At 27.2% G+C, this 20,891-nt stretch carries 25 protein-coding genes; 2 read left to right on the top strand and 23 right to left on the bottom strand.

Annotation, left to right across the window (positions count from 1 at the left end; translation table 11 throughout):
• Positions 1-358: 358 nt before the first annotated feature.
• Positions 359-631, bottom strand: a complete 273-nt coding sequence (locus NG918_RS02275; RefSeq protein ID WP_252212316.1) for a metal-sensitive transcriptional regulator — start codon at positions 629-631, stop codon at positions 359-361.
• A gap of 307 nt (positions 632-938) precedes the next feature.
• On the opposite strand from NG918_RS02275, the gene NG918_RS02270 reads away from it, so the two are divergent.
• Positions 939-1,094, top strand: coding sequence for a hypothetical protein (locus tag NG918_RS02270; protein ID WP_252212317.1), 156 nt, complete (start codon positions 939-941; stop codon positions 1,092-1,094).
• A gap of 205 nt (positions 1,095-1,299) precedes the next feature.
• Here the strand turns inward: NG918_RS02270 and NG918_RS17180 are convergent, their stop codons facing one another.
• Positions 1,300-1,482 carry a hypothetical protein gene (locus NG918_RS17180; RefSeq protein WP_252224364.1) on the bottom strand — a complete coding sequence of 61 codons (183 nt, stop codon included), beginning with the start codon at positions 1,480-1,482 and terminating at the stop codon, positions 1,300-1,302.
• A 38-nt stretch (positions 1,483-1,520) separates the two neighbouring features.
• Positions 1,521-1,670 carry a putative ABC transporter permease gene (locus tag NG918_RS17175; RefSeq protein WP_252224299.1) on the bottom strand — a complete coding sequence of 50 codons (150 nt, stop codon included), beginning with the start codon at positions 1,668-1,670 and terminating at the stop codon, positions 1,521-1,523.
• Positions 1,671-1,808: 138 nt separating this feature from the next.
• Between NG918_RS17175 and NG918_RS02255 the strand changes: the two genes are divergently transcribed.
• Positions 1,809-3,008, top strand: coding sequence for a DHHA1 domain-containing protein (locus tag NG918_RS02255; RefSeq protein ID WP_252224297.1), 1,200 nt, complete (start codon positions 1,809-1,811; stop codon positions 3,006-3,008).
• 89 nt (positions 3,009-3,097) lie between these two features.
• Here NG918_RS02255 and NG918_RS02250 read toward each other — a convergent pair whose 3' ends face one another.
• The 20 genes from NG918_RS02250 to NG918_RS02155 all read right to left on the bottom strand — a co-directional run bounded on the left by NG918_RS02250 (position 3,098) and on the right by NG918_RS02155 (position 20,770).
• Positions 3,098-3,646, bottom strand: coding sequence for a BMC domain-containing protein (locus NG918_RS02250; protein ID WP_252212320.1), 549 nt, complete (start codon positions 3,644-3,646; stop codon positions 3,098-3,100).
• 24 nt (positions 3,647-3,670) lie between these two features.
• Positions 3,671-4,996 carry a 4Fe-4S dicluster domain-containing protein gene (locus NG918_RS02245; protein ID WP_252224295.1) on the bottom strand — a complete coding sequence of 442 codons (1,326 nt, stop codon included), beginning with the start codon at positions 4,994-4,996 and terminating at the stop codon, positions 3,671-3,673.
• A gap of 17 nt (positions 4,997-5,013) precedes the next feature.
• Positions 5,014-6,507 carry an aldehyde dehydrogenase family protein gene (locus NG918_RS02240; RefSeq protein WP_252224293.1) on the bottom strand — a complete coding sequence of 498 codons (1,494 nt, stop codon included), beginning with the start codon at positions 6,505-6,507 and terminating at the stop codon, positions 5,014-5,016.
• A gap of 18 nt (positions 6,508-6,525) precedes the next feature.
• Positions 6,526-6,798 carry a EutN/CcmL family microcompartment protein gene (locus NG918_RS02235; protein WP_252212323.1) on the bottom strand — a complete coding sequence of 91 codons (273 nt, stop codon included), beginning with the start codon at positions 6,796-6,798 and terminating at the stop codon, positions 6,526-6,528.
• Between the two features lie 9 nt (positions 6,799-6,807).
• A complete protein-coding gene (locus NG918_RS02230; protein WP_252224290.1) occupies positions 6,808-7,665 on the bottom strand; it encodes a flavoprotein in 858 nt (285 codons plus the stop codon).
• Between the two features lies 1 nt (position 7,666).
• Positions 7,667-8,488, bottom strand: a complete 822-nt coding sequence (gene eutJ / locus NG918_RS02225; RefSeq protein ID WP_252212324.1) for an ethanolamine utilization protein EutJ — start codon at positions 8,486-8,488, stop codon at positions 7,667-7,669.
• A 2-nt stretch (positions 8,489-8,490) separates the two neighbouring features.
• Complete coding sequence (locus tag NG918_RS02220) at positions 8,491-9,147, bottom strand: phosphate propanoyltransferase (protein WP_252224287.1); 657 nt, start codon at positions 9,145-9,147, stop codon at positions 8,491-8,493.
• Between the two features lie 25 nt (positions 9,148-9,172).
• The gene (gene pduA / locus NG918_RS02215; RefSeq protein WP_222629467.1) at positions 9,173-9,454 is read right to left on the bottom strand and encodes a BMC domain-containing protein; all 282 of its coding nucleotides are present in this window, start codon (positions 9,452-9,454) and stop codon (positions 9,173-9,175) included.
• Positions 9,455-9,555: 101 nt separating this feature from the next.
• On the bottom strand, positions 9,556-9,837 hold the full coding sequence (gene pduA / locus NG918_RS02210) for a BMC domain-containing protein (RefSeq protein WP_222629469.1): 282 nt from the start codon (positions 9,835-9,837) through the stop codon (positions 9,556-9,558).
• Between the two features lie 12 nt (positions 9,838-9,849).
• Positions 9,850-10,350: a BMC domain-containing protein gene (locus tag NG918_RS16945; protein ID WP_353735853.1), complete on the bottom strand. Its 501-nt coding sequence runs from the start codon at positions 10,348-10,350 to the stop codon at positions 9,850-9,852.
• Between the two features lie 64 nt (positions 10,351-10,414).
• A complete protein-coding gene (gene pduB / locus NG918_RS02200) occupies positions 10,415-11,233 on the bottom strand; it encodes a propanediol utilization microcompartment protein PduB (protein ID WP_252224285.1) in 819 nt (272 codons plus the stop codon).
• Between the two features lie 355 nt (positions 11,234-11,588).
• Positions 11,589-12,752 (bottom strand): 1-propanol dehydrogenase PduQ, encoded by a 1,164-nt coding sequence (locus NG918_RS02195; protein ID WP_252212327.1) that lies wholly within the window; start codon positions 12,750-12,752, stop codon positions 11,589-11,591.
• A 401-nt stretch (positions 12,753-13,153) separates the two neighbouring features.
• Positions 13,154-13,459, bottom strand: a complete 306-nt coding sequence (locus tag NG918_RS02190) for a hypothetical protein (protein WP_252212328.1) — start codon at positions 13,457-13,459, stop codon at positions 13,154-13,156.
• Positions 13,460-13,724: 265 nt separating this feature from the next.
• Entirely contained in the window at positions 13,725-15,104 is a 1,380-nt protein-coding gene (locus NG918_RS02185) for a cation:dicarboxylate symporter family transporter (protein ID WP_252212427.1), read from the bottom strand.
• Between the two features lie 276 nt (positions 15,105-15,380).
• The gene (locus NG918_RS02180; protein WP_252212329.1) at positions 15,381-15,614 is read right to left on the bottom strand and encodes a TIGR04540 family protein; all 234 of its coding nucleotides are present in this window, start codon (positions 15,612-15,614) and stop codon (positions 15,381-15,383) included.
• 164 nt (positions 15,615-15,778) lie between these two features.
• Positions 15,779-17,737 carry a GTP-binding protein gene (locus NG918_RS02175; RefSeq protein ID WP_252212330.1) on the bottom strand — a complete coding sequence of 653 codons (1,959 nt, stop codon included), beginning with the start codon at positions 17,735-17,737 and terminating at the stop codon, positions 15,779-15,781.
• 165 nt (positions 17,738-17,902) lie between these two features.
• A complete protein-coding gene (locus NG918_RS02170) occupies positions 17,903-19,018 on the bottom strand; it encodes an alpha/beta fold hydrolase (protein ID WP_252224280.1) in 1,116 nt (371 codons plus the stop codon).
• A gap of 49 nt (positions 19,019-19,067) precedes the next feature.
• Entirely contained in the window at positions 19,068-19,409 is a 342-nt protein-coding gene (locus NG918_RS02165; protein WP_012450725.1) for a hypothetical protein, read from the bottom strand.
• A 32-nt stretch (positions 19,410-19,441) separates the two neighbouring features.
• A complete protein-coding gene (locus NG918_RS02160) occupies positions 19,442-20,197 on the bottom strand; it encodes an exodeoxyribonuclease III (RefSeq protein ID WP_252212332.1) in 756 nt (251 codons plus the stop codon).
• A gap of 285 nt (positions 20,198-20,482) precedes the next feature.
• Positions 20,483-20,770 (bottom strand): hypothetical protein, encoded by a 288-nt coding sequence (locus tag NG918_RS02155; RefSeq protein ID WP_252212333.1) that lies wholly within the window; start codon positions 20,768-20,770, stop codon positions 20,483-20,485.
• Positions 20,771-20,891 lie beyond the last annotated feature (121 nt).

Below are 20,891 nucleotides of genomic sequence, written 5' to 3'. Positions count from 1 at the left end.
AAATTTAAGATTTTTATAATTGGTCTAAAGAATAAAAATCATTGCAATTATATAATAACATAAGATATAGAATTAGCTTTTATCTTTTTGCTTTTAATCATTCATAAGCACACCTCTCTTTCAACTTATAACTAAATTATATATTTAATAAATAAAGAGAAGATTCTGTAAAAACTAAAGATTTTCTAAAGAAAGATAAAAAAATGCTTTAAGACTATGTTGATATTGTAGTATAAATCTCGTGGACTGATATTAAAATATCAACACATATTTAGAACATAGCATAAAAATAAAATGCATAGTATGTAAAAAATAACACACTATGCATTTACACTATATTAAAAAGTAATATTAAAAATCACTTTAAAACTTTATCTATTAAATTATTGAACTTTAAAAGTTCCCCTTTGTCATATTCCTTTATTATTTCATCAATACAATACTTTATATAATATTGTACTATTATTTTGCTAGCATTATTTAAAGCTATTTTAAAAACCGTTATTTTTTTAGATAACTCATCATTTGAATTAGTCTGAACACTTATATTCTCTAAAATTCTAGCATGTCCTAAGATTTTATATAGTTTCTTTATTACTAGGTCTTTTTTATTAAAATTATCTTCGTTCAAATTACCTCCTATTAATTGCTCACAAATTATAATAAAATATTTTTTATTATATTATATTTTGTACATTATATCTAGTGAATACTTTCTTATATATTAGTCTTTGATTTCACTAGATATATTTTTATTTATCAAATATTTTCTTACCATAAATAATCCTGCAATTGTAATAATTCCTAAATTCAGTCATTACTTCATCTTTAACGATTAAAATTACTTTTTAATTAAGTTGTTCATATAATTACCACTTTAATTTTATATAATTTTGTTAATACTATAACTGTAATAACATAGTAAGGAGATGATTGCATTGAAAAATGATAATAAGAAAACTTTTAATAAAGATAACTTTTTAAGAAATGGGACTAAATCTCAAAATCAATATGCTAAAAGTAGTTTTAACACCACTATAGAAGAACCAGCTTTAAATGAAAGTGGTATTGAAGCTAAAAAAAGAGGATTTTAATAATTTTCTTCTAATAGAATTTTAATACACATATAACTTATAGGAATTTACATTAATATTTTTAAAGCTCTTGGTTTTTATGTAAGTATATTTTAATATTTATATACTTTCATACTTTATCTTTCAAATTACAAAAAGAATTAAGCGTAAATTCCTATATATATCTCTCATCATCTTACACTTCTCTATAAAACTATATTAAAATTTATATTTTACTCATATGATTTATTTTTAATAAGTTATGTACTGTTATATAAAAATCTACTAGTAAATAAATAAATAAAAATATAGTTAACTTTACAAACATTACTTCACTTCTTATAAAGATATTAAGAAAATTTGGCTCTATATATTTTAATCCTAAAAGTGTCATTAAAGTCCAAGTTATAGAGAATTTTAAGCTAACTAATCCCTTAAAATTATACTTTAAATTAGAGTAGCTCCATTAAATGGACCTATTAGAAAACCATCCTCTTTAAATTTTCCAGTTATGCAAAAACAATATACTTCTTCAATAATCCATCCTATAAAAGAATAAACAATAAAATTAAATAATGTATAATTAATTAAATTCATTGAGTTTATCACCTTCCTTAAGGTTAATATTTACATAACTCAATATATTTATTTATTAATTAAATGATTTTTTGCAATTACTTGTTATAATGTTCTTATAGTTATATAAAATATAAGTTAATACAAGGAGAATATCTTATGCAAAAACTTTACTACGAAGATCAATATTTAAAGAAATTCACTGCTGAAATAGACGAGGTCAAAGAAGTAGGTAATGAGTTTCATATAGTTTTAAATAAAACTGCATTTTTCCCAGGGGGAGGAGGACAAAAACATGATTTAGGCAAAATCGATGAAATTGAAGTGTTAAATATCTATGAAAAAGATAATTTAATTTATCATGTACTAGATAGAAAACCTTCGAGAATACATAATGTTAAATGTTCAATAGATTGGTTAAGACGATTAGATGGAATGAATCATCATTTAGCTCAACATGTACTATCTGCATGCTTCTTTAAGCTTTTTAATATAAATACAATTGCAGTTCATCATGGAAATGAATTTAGTACCATTGACTTTAATTCTATACTTACAGAAGAACAGGTACGTTCCTGTGAAAAATATGCTAATGATATTATTGAAAAATCCTTAGATGTAGAATTTCTAACTCCAACTAAAAGAGAGCTTAAAAATATGAAACTTAGAAGAGATCTTCCAGATACTAATGAACAAATACGTATTGTTAAAATTGATGATTTAGACCTTAATGCTTGTTGTGGTGTTCACCCTAAATCAACATTAGATTTAAGACTTATAAAAATAAAAAAATATGAAAAACATAAAAAAGGATCAAGAATTGAATTTATAACCGGATCAAAGGCTGTAAGTGATTCTTTAGAAAAAGATTCATTTGCAAATTCTATGTGTAAATACTTAAATTGCAATGAAAAAGAAGCTTTAAATGGAATAGAAAATTTAAACTTAGAATTAAAAAATGTACTGAATGAAAATAAAAATATGAGTATTGAACTTTCAAATTATGAAATTAAAGAAATTATAGAAAACTCAGCTCAAATTAATGATATAAACATTATTAAATATGTATATAATAATAAAACCTTAAAATTTGTTAATACAATTGTTTCACAAATAACAGAAAAAGATAATAAAATTGCTCTAATTGCACTAGTAAATGATGATAAAATAAACCTTATATTTTCATGTTCTAAAAATATAAAAAATGTTAATATGGGTGAATTATTAAAAGATGCAATAGTTCTTATAGATGGACGTGGCGGTGGAAATCAAACCCTTGCACAAGGTGCTGGTAAGAATTTATTAAACTTAGAAAATACCTTAGACTATGCTTTTAATAAGCTTAATTTAATAATATAAATTCCTAAATAATAAAAAATCAACCGAAATCTCTAGTACTCTAAAGGTTGATTTTTTATTCTAATATATTAAACATTTTAAATATATTACTATAATAATGTTTGAACTAATTCTTTGCTTGGTGAAGGTAATACTACAGTTCCTATAATATCTCCTCCCTCTTCAAGCTTAGCTTCTGCTGCTTCTATTGCTGCTTTAACAGCCGATACTTCTCCTGTAAGGATAACGTATCCTTTTCCGCCAAGACCTCTTGCTATTCTTATCTCTAATAGTTCTACATTAGCTGCCTTTAGTGCTGTATCACCTGCAATTACGGAAGCAACAGCTGACATTGTTTCAATAACACCAATAGATGAAATGTTATCAAAATCACAAGTTGCTGTTATTGCTGGAAATACTTTTTCATGTACACTAGCTATTGTATATTCGCTTATAAGATAGCTAAGTCCTACTTCCTTACCAACACCTACAGCATTTGTGACATCTCCTACATCTCCTGCTAATATTACTATATATTTACCTGGACACATTGGAGTTGCTAAGATAATTTCTACATTAGCGGATTTAACCATTTCATCGGCTGCTTGAATTCCTTTTGCGATACTTTTAAATTCTAGTAATCCAATAGATCTTCTCATTTCACTCTCTCCTTTCTAGTTATCCTATCTACTTATAACAATGCTATCATCATTTATTTCTTTTATAACTCCATCTATACTTGCATGAATCTTTGCACCTAATTTATCATTAGGTATATCTCCTATAAGATCACCCTTTTTAACTACATCCCCAATATTAACTATTGGTTCTGCTTTAGCTCCTATATGTTGAGATCTTAAGATTACAACTTCTGAAAAATCATATTCCTCATTTTGAAGTGGTGCTTCAGCATCGTATTTTTCTATATTTAATCTTTGCTTAAGCTTATGAACTGGGAATTTTCTATATTCTCTAAAATCATCTGCTTTTTCTGGAGCATTATGATTAGGATTTTTAATGCCATTTTTAGCTAATTCACCTTTAAAGAAACTATTTAACTTCCAAGGTTGAAGTCCCATTACACAAACTTGTTCGCAAAGTCCACATTCACTGCATAAAAATGAAGCTGTTGGTAAAATTTCTTTACTGCAAGTTCCACCATAACTTGCAATTCTCATCATCTTATCTGGTTCTAACTTATGTCCTAATAAATGTCTTGGACATACCTCAGTACACATTGAACAATGGCAACATGCTGCTCTTGCTTGTTTTAACATAGATTGTATGTTTCTTTTCTTTGAAACAACTATATTGTGACTCTTAGGTATAACTATTAATCCTTTAGTATTTTTCTTTATAGGTCTATTAATATCTTCTATTAATTTACCCATCATAGGACCACCATCAATGATTTCAAACTCATCAATCAATGTTCCACCTGCTAATTCAAGAGCTTGTCTTACTGATATTCCAATGGGAACTTTAACAGTAATAGGATTTTTAACTTCACCTGTAATAGTTAAAAATTTTTCAGTAACTGGTTTTCCTTCTAAAGCATTATATACATTTAATAATGTTTCAACGTTAATAACTATAACCCCAACATTTAAAGGAATCCCACCTTCTGGAACAACTCTTTTAGTTACTTCATAAACAGTAATTTGTTCATCTCCTGCTGGATAAAAATTTCCAAGTTCGAATAATTCTAGTTTCGGATATTCTCCTAATTTTTCATTTAAATTTTTCATTGCTGACTTATATTTACCCTTTAAAGCAATAACCCCTTTAGTTGCTTCTGTTTGCTCTACTATTTTGTTTAATGCATATAAAAGTTCAGAAGATTTTTCTGCCATCAATTGTTGATCTACTTTCAGAAGTGGTTCACATTCAGCACCATTAACAATAACATATTCAACTTTTGCATTTAATTTTACATGAGTTGGAAATCCAGCGCCACCAGCACCAATTAATCCACCATCTTTTATTAAATCTAAAAAGTTTTTTTCCACTAATCTCATCTCCAATTCTATTTAATAGAGAAATTATCTACCATTACACATCTTCTTTTTCTTGTAAATGTTCTTGCAGATGTTAAACCTTCTCCAGTTGGGCCTGCAATAGTAAATGTTCCATGTCCTTCTGCACCATATCCAATTCCTGCATATGATGGAGCATTTTTAACAAATATAGTTGTTTGTACTGCTTTAGCAAATTTACTTAAATTATCTATGTGTTTTGAGTGCATTATAGCAGTATGTCTATTTCCATGTTCAAGCTCAACACCAAGGTCTATAGCCTCATCTACATTTCTAACCCTTATAACTGGTAAAATTGGCATCATAAGTTCTTCAACTGCAAATGGATGATTTGCTTCAACTTCAGCAAATATAACTCTTATGCTTGGATCTATATTAACTCCTAACTTACTCATTATATAGTCAGCATTTTTTCCAACAAATTTTTTATTTATAGTTCCATTCTCTGTTAAAACAAGTTTTTCTAATTGTGCAAGCATATTTTTATCAGTTATTTCTAACGCACAATATTTTGACATACAAGTCTTTAAGTAATCTGCAACTTTGTCTACTACTATTACTTCTTTTTCACAGATACATGGTAAATTATTATCAAAACTACAGCCATCTATAATATCAACTGCAGCTTTTTCAATATCAGCAGTTTCATCAACAACTACTGGTGGATTTCCAGCTCCAGCTCCTATTGCTTTTTTACCACTTGATAATGCTACTTTAACAATTCCTGGACCACCTGTTGCACAAATCATATTAACTTTTGGATGAGCTAACATTATATTAGTACTTTCAATATTTGGATTTCTAACAGTAACTATAAGATTCTTAGGTCCGTTTACTCTTTCTATTGCTTTATTAATAAGTTGTATTATAAATACTGAAACATCTTTTGCTCCTGGATGAGGTGAAAATACAACTGTATTACCTCCTGCAAGCATTGATATTCCGTTGTTTATTATTGTTTCAGTTGGATTAGTTGATGGTGCAATTGCTCCTATAACTCCAAATGGTGACATTTCATAAAGAGTTAATCCACCATCTCCAGTTTTAACCCCAGCTTCAAGGTCTTCTACCCCTGGAGTTTTATCTAATGCAAGATTATTTTTAAGTATTTTATCTTCATATCTACCCATTCCAGTTTCTTCAAAAGTTCTACGAGATATTTCTTCTACATTTTTTCTCACTTCTGCTTTAAATGCTTCAATTATTTCAGTTCTTTTATCCAATCCAACTTTTCTATATTCTTGTTCTGCTATCCATGCTTGCTCTATAGCATCATTTATATCTTCAAATACACCATATTCACCAATTGGCATTGTAGGAGTATTCACAAATCCCATTATTTTCTTTTCAATATCTGCTAATGGATTTACTTCTTTTGGGACAGCGGCAGTAGTTATAACCCCTTGTTCTTTCTCATTCCCTGTAAGCTCTTTAACGATATTTTTAACTATACTTTCTATATCTATCATATTGAAATCATTCATTCTATTTTCCCCCTAATTTCATTCTTTACTTACTTCAACGCTATCTACTATAGCAACAATAGCTCTATCTATAGGTGCATCCTTAGCATTAAATTGTTGATGTGCTGCATAACCAGTTGCTACTAATACAAGTTCACCATTACCTGCTCCTACAGAATCTATAGCTACTTCAATATTTCCTGCTGGATTATATTCTGGAGTTAATGGTTGTACAATAAGCATTTTCTTTCCTACTAGTCCTTCGCTTTTGGTTGTTGCAACCACTACTCCAACCACTTTTGCTAAATACATATTTTTGCCCTACCTTTTTATAATTTGTATTCCAAGCTCTTCTGCTAAATCTTTAGCAAGAGCTGTAATTATAGAATTACTTGAAATTACAATTTTTTTATTCCCACTATTATTAGAGATATCTTCACTTGAAATTACTTTTTTATTTATTTTGAATTCTAAAGCTTTATGATTTTCATTAAAGTCCTTTTTAAAATTACTTAATACGATTTCATTTATATTACTATCATCTATTTTAGATTTAACTTTGGGTAAACTATCTTTTTTTAAATCGTTTTTTATTATAGAATCAAATATATTATCTGAATCAACTAACTTTATTCCATAAGATTCTAACCTATCTAAATATCCCTTAATCATATTCATATATGGAACAGGAATATTTTTGTACGGATTTCTTCTTGTATTACATTCTCTAAAATCAACACTGTCTTTAGAGATTATTACTTTTGTACCATTTAAAATACACTTTGATATAAGTGCAGTCGGCATGGTATCACTTATTCCATTTGCTACTTTGGATAAGGAATTTATACTTAACGTTGCACCTATTAATAAATCAAATTCTTCATCATATATATGGTTACTATCTTCTAAATAATCATCTATATAAATATCTTCCATATTAAAAATTTCATTTATAATATTTGGATCTATTATCTGTGATGCATATTTTGATAAAACTGCTTTTAATTTTATACCTTGAGTTTTTAATTTTTTCAATTCCGTGATGCTCTCTTTTAATCCCACTGTACTTCCTGTAAAAAAAACCACAGCTTTTTTAGTTCTAAATGATTTATTTTCCAGTTGAGACATCACCTCTTTTAAAACGACTTGGACAATCTCATCAAAGTTCAAATTAATCACCTCACTTAATGCAACTAACAGCAATGCCTAGAGGTGTAACTAGCAATGGATGGTTTGGTTTTATAGTTTCTATACCAATAATCTTTTCAAAAACAGATGTAAATTCACTGAAACTACACGCTCCACCAACAACATAAATTTTATTTACATCATAGCCTTGTAAATGTTTTTTTACAATATAAGCCATCTTTTCTATAACCGGTTTGATAAGGATAAAATTATCTTTTTCTTTTTTAGAATCTTTTTTTAATTTTTCTGCTTCCTCAAAAGATATATTGTAATTCCCCGATAAAACTAAACTCATATGAGTACCACCTGTTGGTTCATCTGCTGTATATAATACTTTACCATCTTTTAAAATACTTACTCCAGTTGTACCACCACCAACATCAACAACTGCTCCATCTTTTATTCCAAGTACTGCTGCTGCTGCAGTTGGTTCATCAATAATACTAACCAATTCTATATCAGCTGCTTCTAGTACATTTCCAATTGCTTTTACATTTCCCTCTAAAGTTCCAGGTGGAATTGCTGTTGATCCATAACTTATAGTTGTACCTAAAACCTTCTCTACTTTAGCTTTTAACTTTTTTACTATTTCTATAGCACCAATAAAATCTACAACTAGTCCATCTTTCACAACAGATGCTGGATATGATGCTCCAGCTACTGGATTATTATTTTTGTCAACTACTGAAAGAACTATATTGGCTGTACCTAGATCTACTCCAACTTTTAAGTTATTACTAACTTCATTGCACTTTTCTTCTTTTATTAAATTATAAAAAATATCTAACCCTTTATTTGCATCATCTAACCCCATAGCTAAACTCCTTCAACTTTAGTAATTCTTATCTTATCACCATTTTTTAGTCCTGAAGCATTAGCTTCATCTGTATCAATATGCATTTCTGGTACAAAATCATCTGAAATCCTAATAATTACATTGTGAAAAGTTACTTTTCTTGGACCATAAGTAGTTACATCTACTAACTCTCCATCTCTATATCCATATTTTTTTGCAAAGTCTGTAGATAAATGAATATGCCTCGCAGCAATTATTACACCCTGATCTATTTTTATTTCCCCTTTAGGTCCCTTCAGCAATATTCCTGGAGTACCGCTAAGTTTTCCTGATTGTCTTATAGGTGCATTTATACCTAATTTCATTTCATCTGATATTGAAACTTCTAATTGAGTAGATTCTCTCAATGGTCCAAGTACTCTTATTTTTTCAAAATATCCTTTCGGACCTCTAGCTTCAACTGTTTCATCATATGCATATTGTCCTGGCTGTCTCAACTCTTTTTTTATATTAGGTTTATAATTTTCTCCAAATAAGCCTTCAAGTTCCCTTAATCCAAGATGAATATGCTTATTAGATATTCCTACGGGTATTAAACTTTCATTATACTTATTCAATTCTTCTATAACTGCTTTTGTAACAGTTAATATTATTTTTTCTATATCTACTTGAACCATATGAAATTTCTACCCCTTTCTTATATTAAAGATTAGACTGTGGTAATATTTTTTCAGTATCTATATGTGGTCTTGGAATTACATGTATTGATACTACTTCTCCTACTTTTTGTGCTGCTGCTGCTCCTGCATCTGTTGCTGCTTTAACAGCTCCCACATCTCCTCTTACCATTACAGTTACTAGCCCTGATCCTATTTTTTCATATCCTACTAATGTTACATTAGCACTTTTAACCATAGCATCTGCTGCTTCTATAGCCCCTATTAAACCCTTTGTTTCTACCATTCCTAATGCATCTTTCATAATATTCTCCTCCTTAAAATCAATCATTAACAATATTCCAAATATTCAGAATATATTTTTTAAAACAAATTCCTTAATAATATTATTTAACTTAATCTTATTTATTAATTTTCAACTTTTGGTATTAATTTTTCAGTATCCATATGTGGTCTTGGAATTACGTGTATTGATACTACTTCTCCTACTTTTTGTGCTGCTGCTGCTCCTGCATCTGTTGCTGCTTTAACAGCTCCCACATCTCCCCTTACCATTACAGTTACTAGTCCTGATCCTATTTTTTCATATCCTACTAATATTACGTTAGCACTTTTAACCATAGCATCTGCTGCCTCTATAGCCCCTATTAATCCCTTTGTTTCTACCATTCCTAATGCATCATGCATAATAATATCCTCCTCTTATTTCTTTATTTCATTAAAATGTATACAAGAAATTCTAGGTTCTCCTTTTTTTCTTGAACACATTGGGTCCATACATAAATTGCATATTATATTTTTTTCTTCAACTGTCTTAATATCTTTTTTATTACTTAATCTTTTTATTTCCTCATTAGATTTATGTTCATTTTCTACTTTATTAACTTTTTTTTTACTTTCTAAGGATGTAGTAGCTTTGTTCTTAGCAAATATAATATTTTTTAATTCAGAGTTAGGTCTAGGTATAATAGATGTAGACACTACTTTATTAACTAAAGCCGCTGAAGCAGATGCAGATTGAATTGCAGCTTTTACAGCACCAACATCACCCTTTATTTTAACTACAACTGTTCCACCTTTTGAATTTTCATATCCTATGACCTCTACATTAGATGATTTCACAGCAGTATCAGCTGCTTCTATTCCAGCTACAAGACCAATTGTTTCAATAAGTCCTAAAGCAAAGCTCTCCAGTTTAACCACCCCCCTTAAATAATTTTTATTTAAAAATAAACTATATACAAATTTAAAATAATAAATTCTAAAATTAAATGTAAGGAGTACTTTGTGAAATAGGTGTACTTCCTATTTTAGATAAAATATTTGTACCTAATTCTCTTGCTGTAATTAAAGCTTGTTTAACAGCTTCTGAATCACCATAAATTGTTGTTACACATTCATTGCTATAGCTAGTTTTATAAGCTGGTGACCAGTGATCTATTATATCAACATTTGATGCTTTTAAAGCACTATCTGCCATTAGAAGTCCTATTGCTGCTGGAGCTCCTACTATAACTCCAAATGCTGTTCCTATAGGTGCATCAAAAGCCTTATTGCAAGCGTAACTAGCTCTTGGAGTATATTGAATTTCTAGATGTCCACATTCATTAATGTATAGATTACCAAATGTTCTATTTAAATCATTTAGAGTAATTTCTACAGCTTGTCTTACATCTGACACATCAGCTGCTCCAAAAACTATTAATACTCCATGACCTGCATTACCTTTTGTATCTCTTGCAAGTTCAACTTTTATAATTTCTGAATTAGTTCCTTTTACAGCCTCATCAGCAGAAATTATCTGTGCACTTGCACCAGTACGTGCTCCTATTATTCCAATAGATCTATATTTTTTAGAAACATTCATCTTATTAATTAGTAACTCATTTACATTTGCTATAACAAGACCTACTGTATCTCCAATTGCACTTCCAACAAACTCAGGAATATCATTTTCAAAACTAATCTTATTATTCTGAAAATTTTGTATATTTTTTAATTCTTCTTTATTTTCATTCGTACCAATTGTATTTTCTACATTTTTCAAAACTTCAGATATAATATTTCTCATTAATTGCTCCTGCACAATCAATCTCCTCCTATGAATTTAATATTTTAAGTTTTATATATTTTATTAAACTAGGAATTACTGTAAATTAACAGCTAATCAAATTCTCTTTATTTGCATAATTTAATATTTACATTAAACATTCAAAACTTTGTTAAAAAAATTACAAATACTTTTAAAATTTTCTATATAATTTTTTTTGAAAAATACCTATTTTGTTATAATCGTATATTTATTTATACTTTTTATAACAATAATCAACTATAGCATACAGATTTTATTAATTAATACTCTGTGATAATTAACATGGCATTGTAATTACTTTTTTGCTGTTAATTATTTAACAAGTATTTTCAAAAAAAATTATGCCTTTTTAATTTCCATTATAAGCTTTAATTAAAACATCTCTTAAACCTTTTTCATCAACAGTTCTTGGATTTCCGCCAGTACAAATATCCTGCATCGCTCTACCACACATTGAATCCAAAGCTTCTTTAAATGAACTTTCATCAATTCCAAAATCTTTTATTCTTATTGGTATATTTACAGATTGCAATAAAGCTTTTAAAGCTTTCCCAAACATTACTACACCTTCTTTAAAATCAGTATGTGGTAATCCTAATAACCTAGCTATCTCTGTATATCTCTTAGCAGCCTTAAAATCATAGCAATCATTTTCATCAAATAATGATGAATTGTATTCTACAACATACGGTAAAAGAACTGCGTTAGATCTACCATGGGTTATTCCAAAAGTTGCACCTAATGCATGAGCTAGACTGTGATTTATTCCAAGTCCAGCATTTTCAAATGCTATTCCAGCCATACAAGATGCATTATGAATTTTCATTCTTGCTTCTTGATCTATTCCATTTTTAAATGCTTTTTCTGCATAATCAAATATTGTGGAAATCGCTTCTTTTGCTAATGCATCAGTATACTCTGATGCCCCTATTGATACATATGCTTCAAGAGCATGAGTTAATACATCTAATGCTGTATCAGCAGTTACTGTAGGTGGAACACTTTTTGTAAAATTCCAATCTAACAATGCAACATCTGCGTACATAATATCACTTTTTAGTGGTATTTTAGTATGTGTTGATGCATCAGTTATAACTGCATACGATGTTACTTCTGATCCAGTTCCACTTGTAGTAGGAATCGCTATAAAATATGGTTTTTCTTGATTTGAAGAAGGCAATTTTTGCTTTAGTACATCTAAAAAATAAATCATAGCTTTTGAAGCATCAATTACAGATCCTCCACCTATAGCAATTATAGTATCTGCACCATAATCTAAAAATTTTTTAAATCCATGGGTAACTACTTCCATTGTTGGTTCAGGTTCTACCTCTGTAAATACTTCATAATTTATTCCATTTTCTTTTAATATACTTGTTACTGGATCGATTACACCAAGCTTGGACATAACTTTATCAGTAACTATAAATATTCCTTTTGACTTAAGATCTCTTAAATGTTGCACAGCATTATCTTCATACAATATTTGCGCTGGAACCTTAAAACTTTTCATCTCCTTAATACCTCCATTTTATTTTTGGAGAATATACAGCTTGTTAATTTAATAACATTCCTAATTAATTTGATTTTACCATATTAAACATAAATTTCAAGTAATTTTTTATAAAATTGAAAAATATTTTTAAATCACTTGATTTATACATATTTTTCTCTTATAAATATACTTGTTATGGTACTTTTTTCTATGTTTAATTAATTATAACAAAATTCTGAAAATTTGTACAATGATTTTTTTTATTTTTTTCCTTTTAACTATGTTAATATTTTAACTTATATTCGTATCATTGATTCAATTTACAATCTACTTATCTAATGTATTTAAAAAAACAAAAAGCAAAGAAATTTATACAATCTTTGCTTCTTGTTTTAGCTCTGTTTTTAAGTAAAATATTTCTATTTCTTTATTTGAGAATTTAATTTATCATAAAGATTATTTAAATGCTCTATATCTACATTCTGATTTTTAAGATTTTCCATTCTTCTATCTATTATTTCCAATGTATATTTTGCCTCTTTAAAATCTTTATCTTTAATACAATTATTAGTATATGTTAATAAATAATCTATTTTTAAAACATCTTCTGCTAAATCTTCTTTATCTTCATTAACTAAGCTAACCAATAAAGAATAGACTTTAGGAGTTGTTGTACTTTTTGTTTCTTTTAATAAATCATTGTTTCTACTGTTTCTTTTCGCCATTTTTACACCTCTTTCTAGTGAAATAATATATCTTAAGTTTTAACTATGGAGTTGCTAATTTATTTGATATATTATCATTCATTTTATTTACTAATTAGATTTTCATTATAAATTATTGCATAAAAAATTTCAATATTGAAGACAATACTTTCATTTTTAATAAATGTATTTATTAATTATTCATAAAATTTAGCATTAAATAGATAATTATTTTTACATATTAGAATCCCCTCAAAATATACAGTATATTCTAAGGGGATTCTTTTTACTTACTATTAATAATTTTTTCTTTATCTATTTTATCAAAACTATTTGCAACAGTAACAGCTGTTACCATTGTTCCATTTACATTAAGCATTGTACGACCCATATCAAGAATTGGATCTATTGCAAGAATACCACCTGCTAATGAGAAATAATTTCCCATTCCCATACCTGATATTACTACAGACACTGCCATAGTAGCAGTACCTGGAAGTCCTGCAATTCCAAGCGAACTTATTACTATTATTACTAGTAACATTCCATAAAAGCTAAAATTCATTGGTGTTCCTGACATATTAGCAATTGTAACTGCCATTAGTGCTGGATATATAGCTGCACATCCATTCATTCCTGCATTAGATCCTAAACTTCCAACAAAGCTTGCTATTCCGTCATCTACTCCAACCTTTTCTGTTAATGTATCTATTGTTACAGGTAATGTACCTAAACTAGATCGTGAAGTAAAAGCCAATATTAAAGGTTCCATTGTATTTTTTAAATACTTAATAGGATTCAAACCATTAAGAGCTATTATCACTAAATGTATTACAAACACTATAGCTATACTAACATATAAAGCTATTATGAAATCTAATACGCTCATAAGTGCTGGTATTCCCCTTGCTGCAATTGTATTTGCAAGTAATGCTATTACTGCATAAGGCATAAATTTAATTACCGTCATAGCTACACTTGTAGTAATTTTGTATGCTGCTTCTACTAAATCTTTAGCTGGTTTTATTATATCAGAATATTTCTTTTTAAGTCTATTCATTGCAGCTCCTATAAATCCTGCAAAAATAACAACTCCAACAACATTTGCATCTGCCATAGCTTTAACTGGATTTGATGGAAGCAATCCTCTAAAAGTATCAACTACAGAACTTATTTCTTTCATTTCTGAATTATTTTGAATAGGTCCAAAACCTACACCTAATTTAAATAAATTTCCTATAACAATTCCAACTATAGCAGCAATTGTAGTTGTACCGAGTAAAATAAATAATGACCTAAATGTAAGTTTTCCTAATTTTTCGCCTTCTTTCATATTAATAATCACTCTTATTATTGAAAGAAATACTAAAGGAATAACTAGCATCTTTAGTAAATCCATAAATCCATAGCCAAACAATCCATACCACTTTGTAACTTCACCTATCCATGTTATATTATCTGTTGTTTCTGGTAATCCTGCTGCTACTTGTATCACACCTCCAAGTAGCAATCCTAAAATAGTTGCTAAAATCATTCTTTTAGAAAAATTCACTTTTTTTCTCTCAAGAACTTTTATTAAATAAAACGTTCCTATTAAAATTCCTATAAATAATATAGTTTTAAAATTTGTTACCATTAAAAAATCTGTTAAAAATGTACTGTTCATCATATTCCCCATCCTTTGTTTATTATTCCTATAGGTTTAGTATGATTTATATCATACCTAGAAATTTTAATTATGTCAATATAATTTATATACAAATATTTTTTATACAATTCTTATATTGTGTAATTTGTAATATCTAATTCTAAATAAATCTTCCAGAAAATTTTTACAAGTATTTATATAATAGGTTATGTTTTAAATATGTGTTAATATATGAATAGCTATATAATAAAATAAGCGATACTAAATCACTTAGTATCGCTTTAAATTAATTTCTTAAATTGTTTGCATATCTTTATATATCTTATCAATAATTTCCATTCTTTCTTCTCCAAGTACATTTGATAATTTAACAGATACAAATCCATTCTTATATACATTATTTGCTACTAATATTTTAGATATTTTACTTTCCATCTTCTCATAAGTTAATAATCCCTCTAAGTATGTATCAACAAAATCCTTTAAGCATGTTGCTAATTCCGATGGATTCTTATAAATAGTTCTCATAATGGTTCCTCCAATAATTTATTATGTATTTACAAACTTATTATATAATACATTTATAAAGTTTCCTATACTTAAAAGTGACTTTAAATATTAAATTACTTCTTTTATTTAAATTAATCTAATATTTATCATATAATCTAACAAAAATTCATAGCATTATAATTTTACCGCAAACAGTGCATATGCTTCTCTACTTCATTCCACTTTACTATATAACCCTGACCTTTAGAACAAAACACCGAACTTGATGTATATTCTCTATCATTTTCTTTTTTATATTTTAATTTTTCTATAACCTCATCACTATTATGACATTCATCATACCCATCAAAACTTAAAGCAATAATACCTTTTCCTTTAGTAAAAGATATTAGTTCCATACTATAATTCATAAAAGTTGCAACAGGACCCCTACCAAAAATTATTGTTTTATTTTCTAAAGTTTCTTGTTCAATAAAACTTCCTGATAGTCTTTGAATATCTGATAACACTCTTCCAACATACTCATTCTCCACAGTTATTTTTAATTTATAATACGGTTCCAACAAAATATTATTTCCTTGCTCTAAGCCTTGTCTGATTGCTCTATATGTTGCTTCTCTAAAATCACCACCACTAGTATGTTTTAAATGAGATCTTCCATTAATCAATGTTATTTTTACATCACATATTTTAGAACCGGTTAAAATTCCTTTATGTTCTTTTTCAAAAATATGAGATTCAATTAATCTTTGATAACCTATACTTAAATTATCAACATGACATTTACTTTCAAATATTATTCCACTGTTTCTTTCTCCATATTCTAATTGTAAATGTACTTCAGCATAATGTCTTAATGGTTCAAAATGTCCATATCCATTTACTTTATTTCCTATAGTCTCTTTATATAAAACTTGGCAGTCTCCAAATTCAATATCAAGTTTAAATCTTTCTTTAACTAATTCCTTTAAAACTTCTAACTGTATTTTTCCCATGATATGTATGTTTATGGTTTGTAATTCCTCATCCCATAATACATTTAATCCTGGATCTTCTTCTTCTAAAATTTTAAAATATGAAAGTATTTCCTTCGTATTAATAGATTCATTAAATATAACTTTAGATTTTAATGTAGGTACTATATTGTAATTAGTCTTTAAATTTGCTTCTCCAATACCATGACCTATTTTAAATTTAGTTAATCCAACAACACCAAATACATCTCCAGCATATACAGTGTCTTCTAATGTAAATTTATCACCATTATATATTCTTATTTGATTTATTTTTTCATTAAATTCTATTTCATTTTCTGTATTAAGTACGTTATCTTTTACTTTTATACTTCCACTTAAGGCTTTTATATAAGTTACTTTACTTCCTTTTTCATCATAACGTATTTTGTATACCTTACCCTTGAAATTTTCATCGTTTTCTTCATAATTTGTATAAGTTAATAAATCTAACTTTTCTATGAAATTATCTATATTCATATCTAACAATGCTGAGCCACTTAAACAAGGAAAAATCATTCCTTCCTTAATTTGTTTTTTCATAGAGTTTAACCATAATTTTTTATCATAACCACTATCTAAGTATATTTCTAATAAAATTTCATCTCTTTCAGCAATAAATTCTACTAATTTTGTATCCATCTTATCTCCATTTAAAGCTTTATCAATTAAGCATAAATTATTGGTTAATTTAGTCTCAATATCGTTTAATACATTTTCTATATTTACAATTTCTCTGTCAATTTTATTTATAAAAAAGAAGGTTGGTATGTCATATTTTCTTAAAAGCTCCCATACGGTTTCAGTGTGAGCTTGAATTCCATCTACTCCACTTATTATAAGTATTGCATAGTCCATTATTTCTATTGATCTTTCCATTTCTGTTGAAAAATCCACATGTCCTGGAGTATCTATAATATAATACTCATTATCATTATATTTAAATAAAGCTTGATCAGAAAATACTGTGATTCCTCTTTGTTTTTCTATATCATGTTTATCTAAAAATGAATTTTTATGATCAACTCGTCCTAATGTTCTTATGCTTTTTGTATGATAAAGTATTTGCTCAGCAAAAGTTGTTTTCCCTGCATCTACGTGAGCTAATATCCCTATTGTTTTCTTCATATTTAATTCTCCTTTTAGAACACTCCTATTTACATACTAAAATTATATCATATAATGCTTTTATTACTTAATTTATCATACAAAGTATCCTAATCTGGTGTCTAAATAAAAATACACCTAATTAAAATTAATATTTTAATTAGGTGTATTGACTATATATTTTCATTAATTATTTGATAAATTCTCATTATAAAAATTAAATATTTGATTTAAATATGCCTTTAGTATTCCATCTTTTTCTCTATATATTTCATGTTTAGCTCCAGCCATTAATACAAGTTTACAATTAGGTGCATACTCAGAAAATTCATTTTGTCCTTTTGGCTTCACATAAGTATCTTTCTCAGCTTGAAATAATAATACTGGTATTTTTACTTTTGAAGCATTTTCTTTTTTAGTGATTTCTTCTGTTATATCTAAAGATGATTTTAACCAATTAAAAGAAGATCCACCTCTTTGAAACTCCTTGTTATTAGATTGTATATCATAATAATACTTATATCTTGGTTCAGAGCTTGTACAAGAATCCTCTAAACTATATTCATTACTGTAAGGTTTTTGTGTAGGTGCATATTTATAACCAAATGGTAAGGTTGTACATATCCAAGATATAGATTTTGCTATAAAGCTAGGAACACTTCCAGTATTGATTTCAAGCATTGGTGCACTTAAAATAGCAGCGTCAAAATATCCTGGGTTTTCTTCTAAAAATTTAGTTCCAATTGCACCACCCATAGAGTGTGCAAATAAAAATAATTTTTCATCACCAAGACTAGGTTTAACAATATTATCTATAAATGCTTTGAAATCTGAAATATATAAGTTGAAATCTTCTATATTAATTTGACTTTCATCAACTACGCCTAATGAACCAGAACGTCCATGGCCTCTATGTTCAATTCCATAAACAGAATAGCCTTTATTTAAAAAATAATAAATTATTTCTTTATATTTTTCTAATGTTTCTGTAAATCCATGACTAATTACAATAGTCCCTTTAGAATTTTCTACTTTATATTTTTGATAATAAATATTTATATCATCGTTTACTTTAAAATATCCTTCTGTTCTTTTACTGTCAAGATATGGCTCTACTATACCTTTCATAGATTTTTCATAATCATCTTCTTCTATTACTAGACTATTAATTGCTATTTTTTCATTTTCATCAGCATAAGCAACTACATTTGAATTAAAACTCAATATAATATTTAAAGAAAATATTAATAAAAATAATAATACCTTATAATTTAATTTGTTTTTATAATTTAATAAACTCATTTATTTATTCACCTCTTCATTTGTAATATATGAAATTATAAATACACTGTTATTCCAATATATCTATAAGCCATTTATTACACTTAGTACATTTATAAATTCTAATAACAAATAAATCTAATTCACTTCTATCAATAGCTATTGGCATTTTGTCTAATTCTTCTTTTGTTATAAAGTCATCATCTTTGTTTATATATCCATGTATTTCAATGAAATAATTTTCTTTAGTTTTTTCACAACATTCATTTGAACCAGCTACCTTTATTTTTTCATAATTAAGATTATCACTAAACTCTCTTATTATAGGTAATATATCTTCAAATTCACTTATGTCATCTAAAAAATCTTCCTTGTAAAATATTAAATCTTTTATTTTAAAAAGTTCCTTCATAATTTAAAAATCTCCTTACATATTAATATTATTTATTTTATTATTAATTCAACAGGACAATGATCAGAACCTTCAATTTGTGTATGTATTTTAGCATCTACCAACATATCTTCAAAATCTTTAGAAACTAAAAAATAATCTATTCTCCATCCTGCATTGTTAGCTCTCGCATTAAATCTATAAGACCACCAAGAATATACCCCTTCTTTATCTGGATAAAAGTATCTATATGTATCTATAAAACCTGATTTTAAAAGTTCACCAAACTTTTCTCTTTCCTCATCACTAAATCCAGCATTATTTCTATTATTCTTAGGATTTTTTAAATCTATTTCTTTATGAGCAACATTTAAATCTCCACACACTATAACAGGTTTAGCTTTATTTAATTCATTTAAGTAATTTCTAAACTCATTTTCCCAACTCATTCTATAATCTATTCTAGCTAATTTTTGTTGTGAATTAGGAGTATACACATTAACTAAATAAAATTTTTCAAATTCTAATGTTATAACCCTTCCTTCTTTATCATGTTCCTCTATACCGATTCCTAATGAAACATTTAAAGGTTTTTCTTTAGAAAAAATAGCAGTTCCTGAATACCCCTTTTTTTCAGCGTAATTCCAATAATCATGATACCCTTCTAAGTCTAATTCTATTTGACCTTCTTGAAGTTTGCTTTCTTGAATACAAAATATATCTGCATTACTTTCCTTTAAAATATCTACAAAGCCCTTTTTTACACAAGCTCTTAATCCATTTACATTCCATGAAATTAATTTTTTCATACGATTTCTCCTTATAAGTATTAATATTATTTTAACTAATATAGATATAATAACATAAATATTATATTAATTACATAAAAAAACCTCTTATAAATTTAAGTCTTTTAGCGCATTTTATATAAATTTTAAAGTAAACTATCACTTTTACAAATACACATTTTACCTTAATCTCTATTCTTTTTTTATCTAATAACTAACTATATTAAAATATTATTTTTAATTAAAATTAAGGAGTGTTCAAAACAAAATTGTACACTCCTTAATTTAATGCTTTTTTATAGTTAATTAACTTTTAAGTTTTGCACTGCTTAAATGCTCTGCAGATATTCTTGCTGTATTTTTAAAATTTTTGCAATCATTTGAAATATATATCCTAATGCTTTCATCATTTTCTTCTGCATTAGCTTGATACAAAATATTTTGAACATATCCATGAATGAAATCATCCTTACTAAAGGTTAAATTGATTTCAGTTCCTACTCTAGTAATAACCTCTATTATATCCTTTAAATCTCTAGACTCTTTAGTAAATATAATTTCTCCACTTTCTGCAAGACAAAATTCAATTTTCATAGTTTTCATCCCCTTTTAGTATAATTATATCATATAAATTTATTCAAATTTACCTATTTTTACTTATAGTCAACAGTATTTTTATTTACACTATTTATAAATATCATTGTATTTATTATTA

The organism is Clostridium sp. ZBS2 (assembly GCF_023845855.1).
GTDB classification, from domain to species: Bacteria; Bacillota; Clostridia; order Clostridiales; family Clostridiaceae; genus Clostridium; species Clostridium aquiflavi.
The sequence above is the reverse complement of the archived record's forward strand: the minus strand, read 5'-3'. Positions and strand labels throughout refer to the sequence as shown.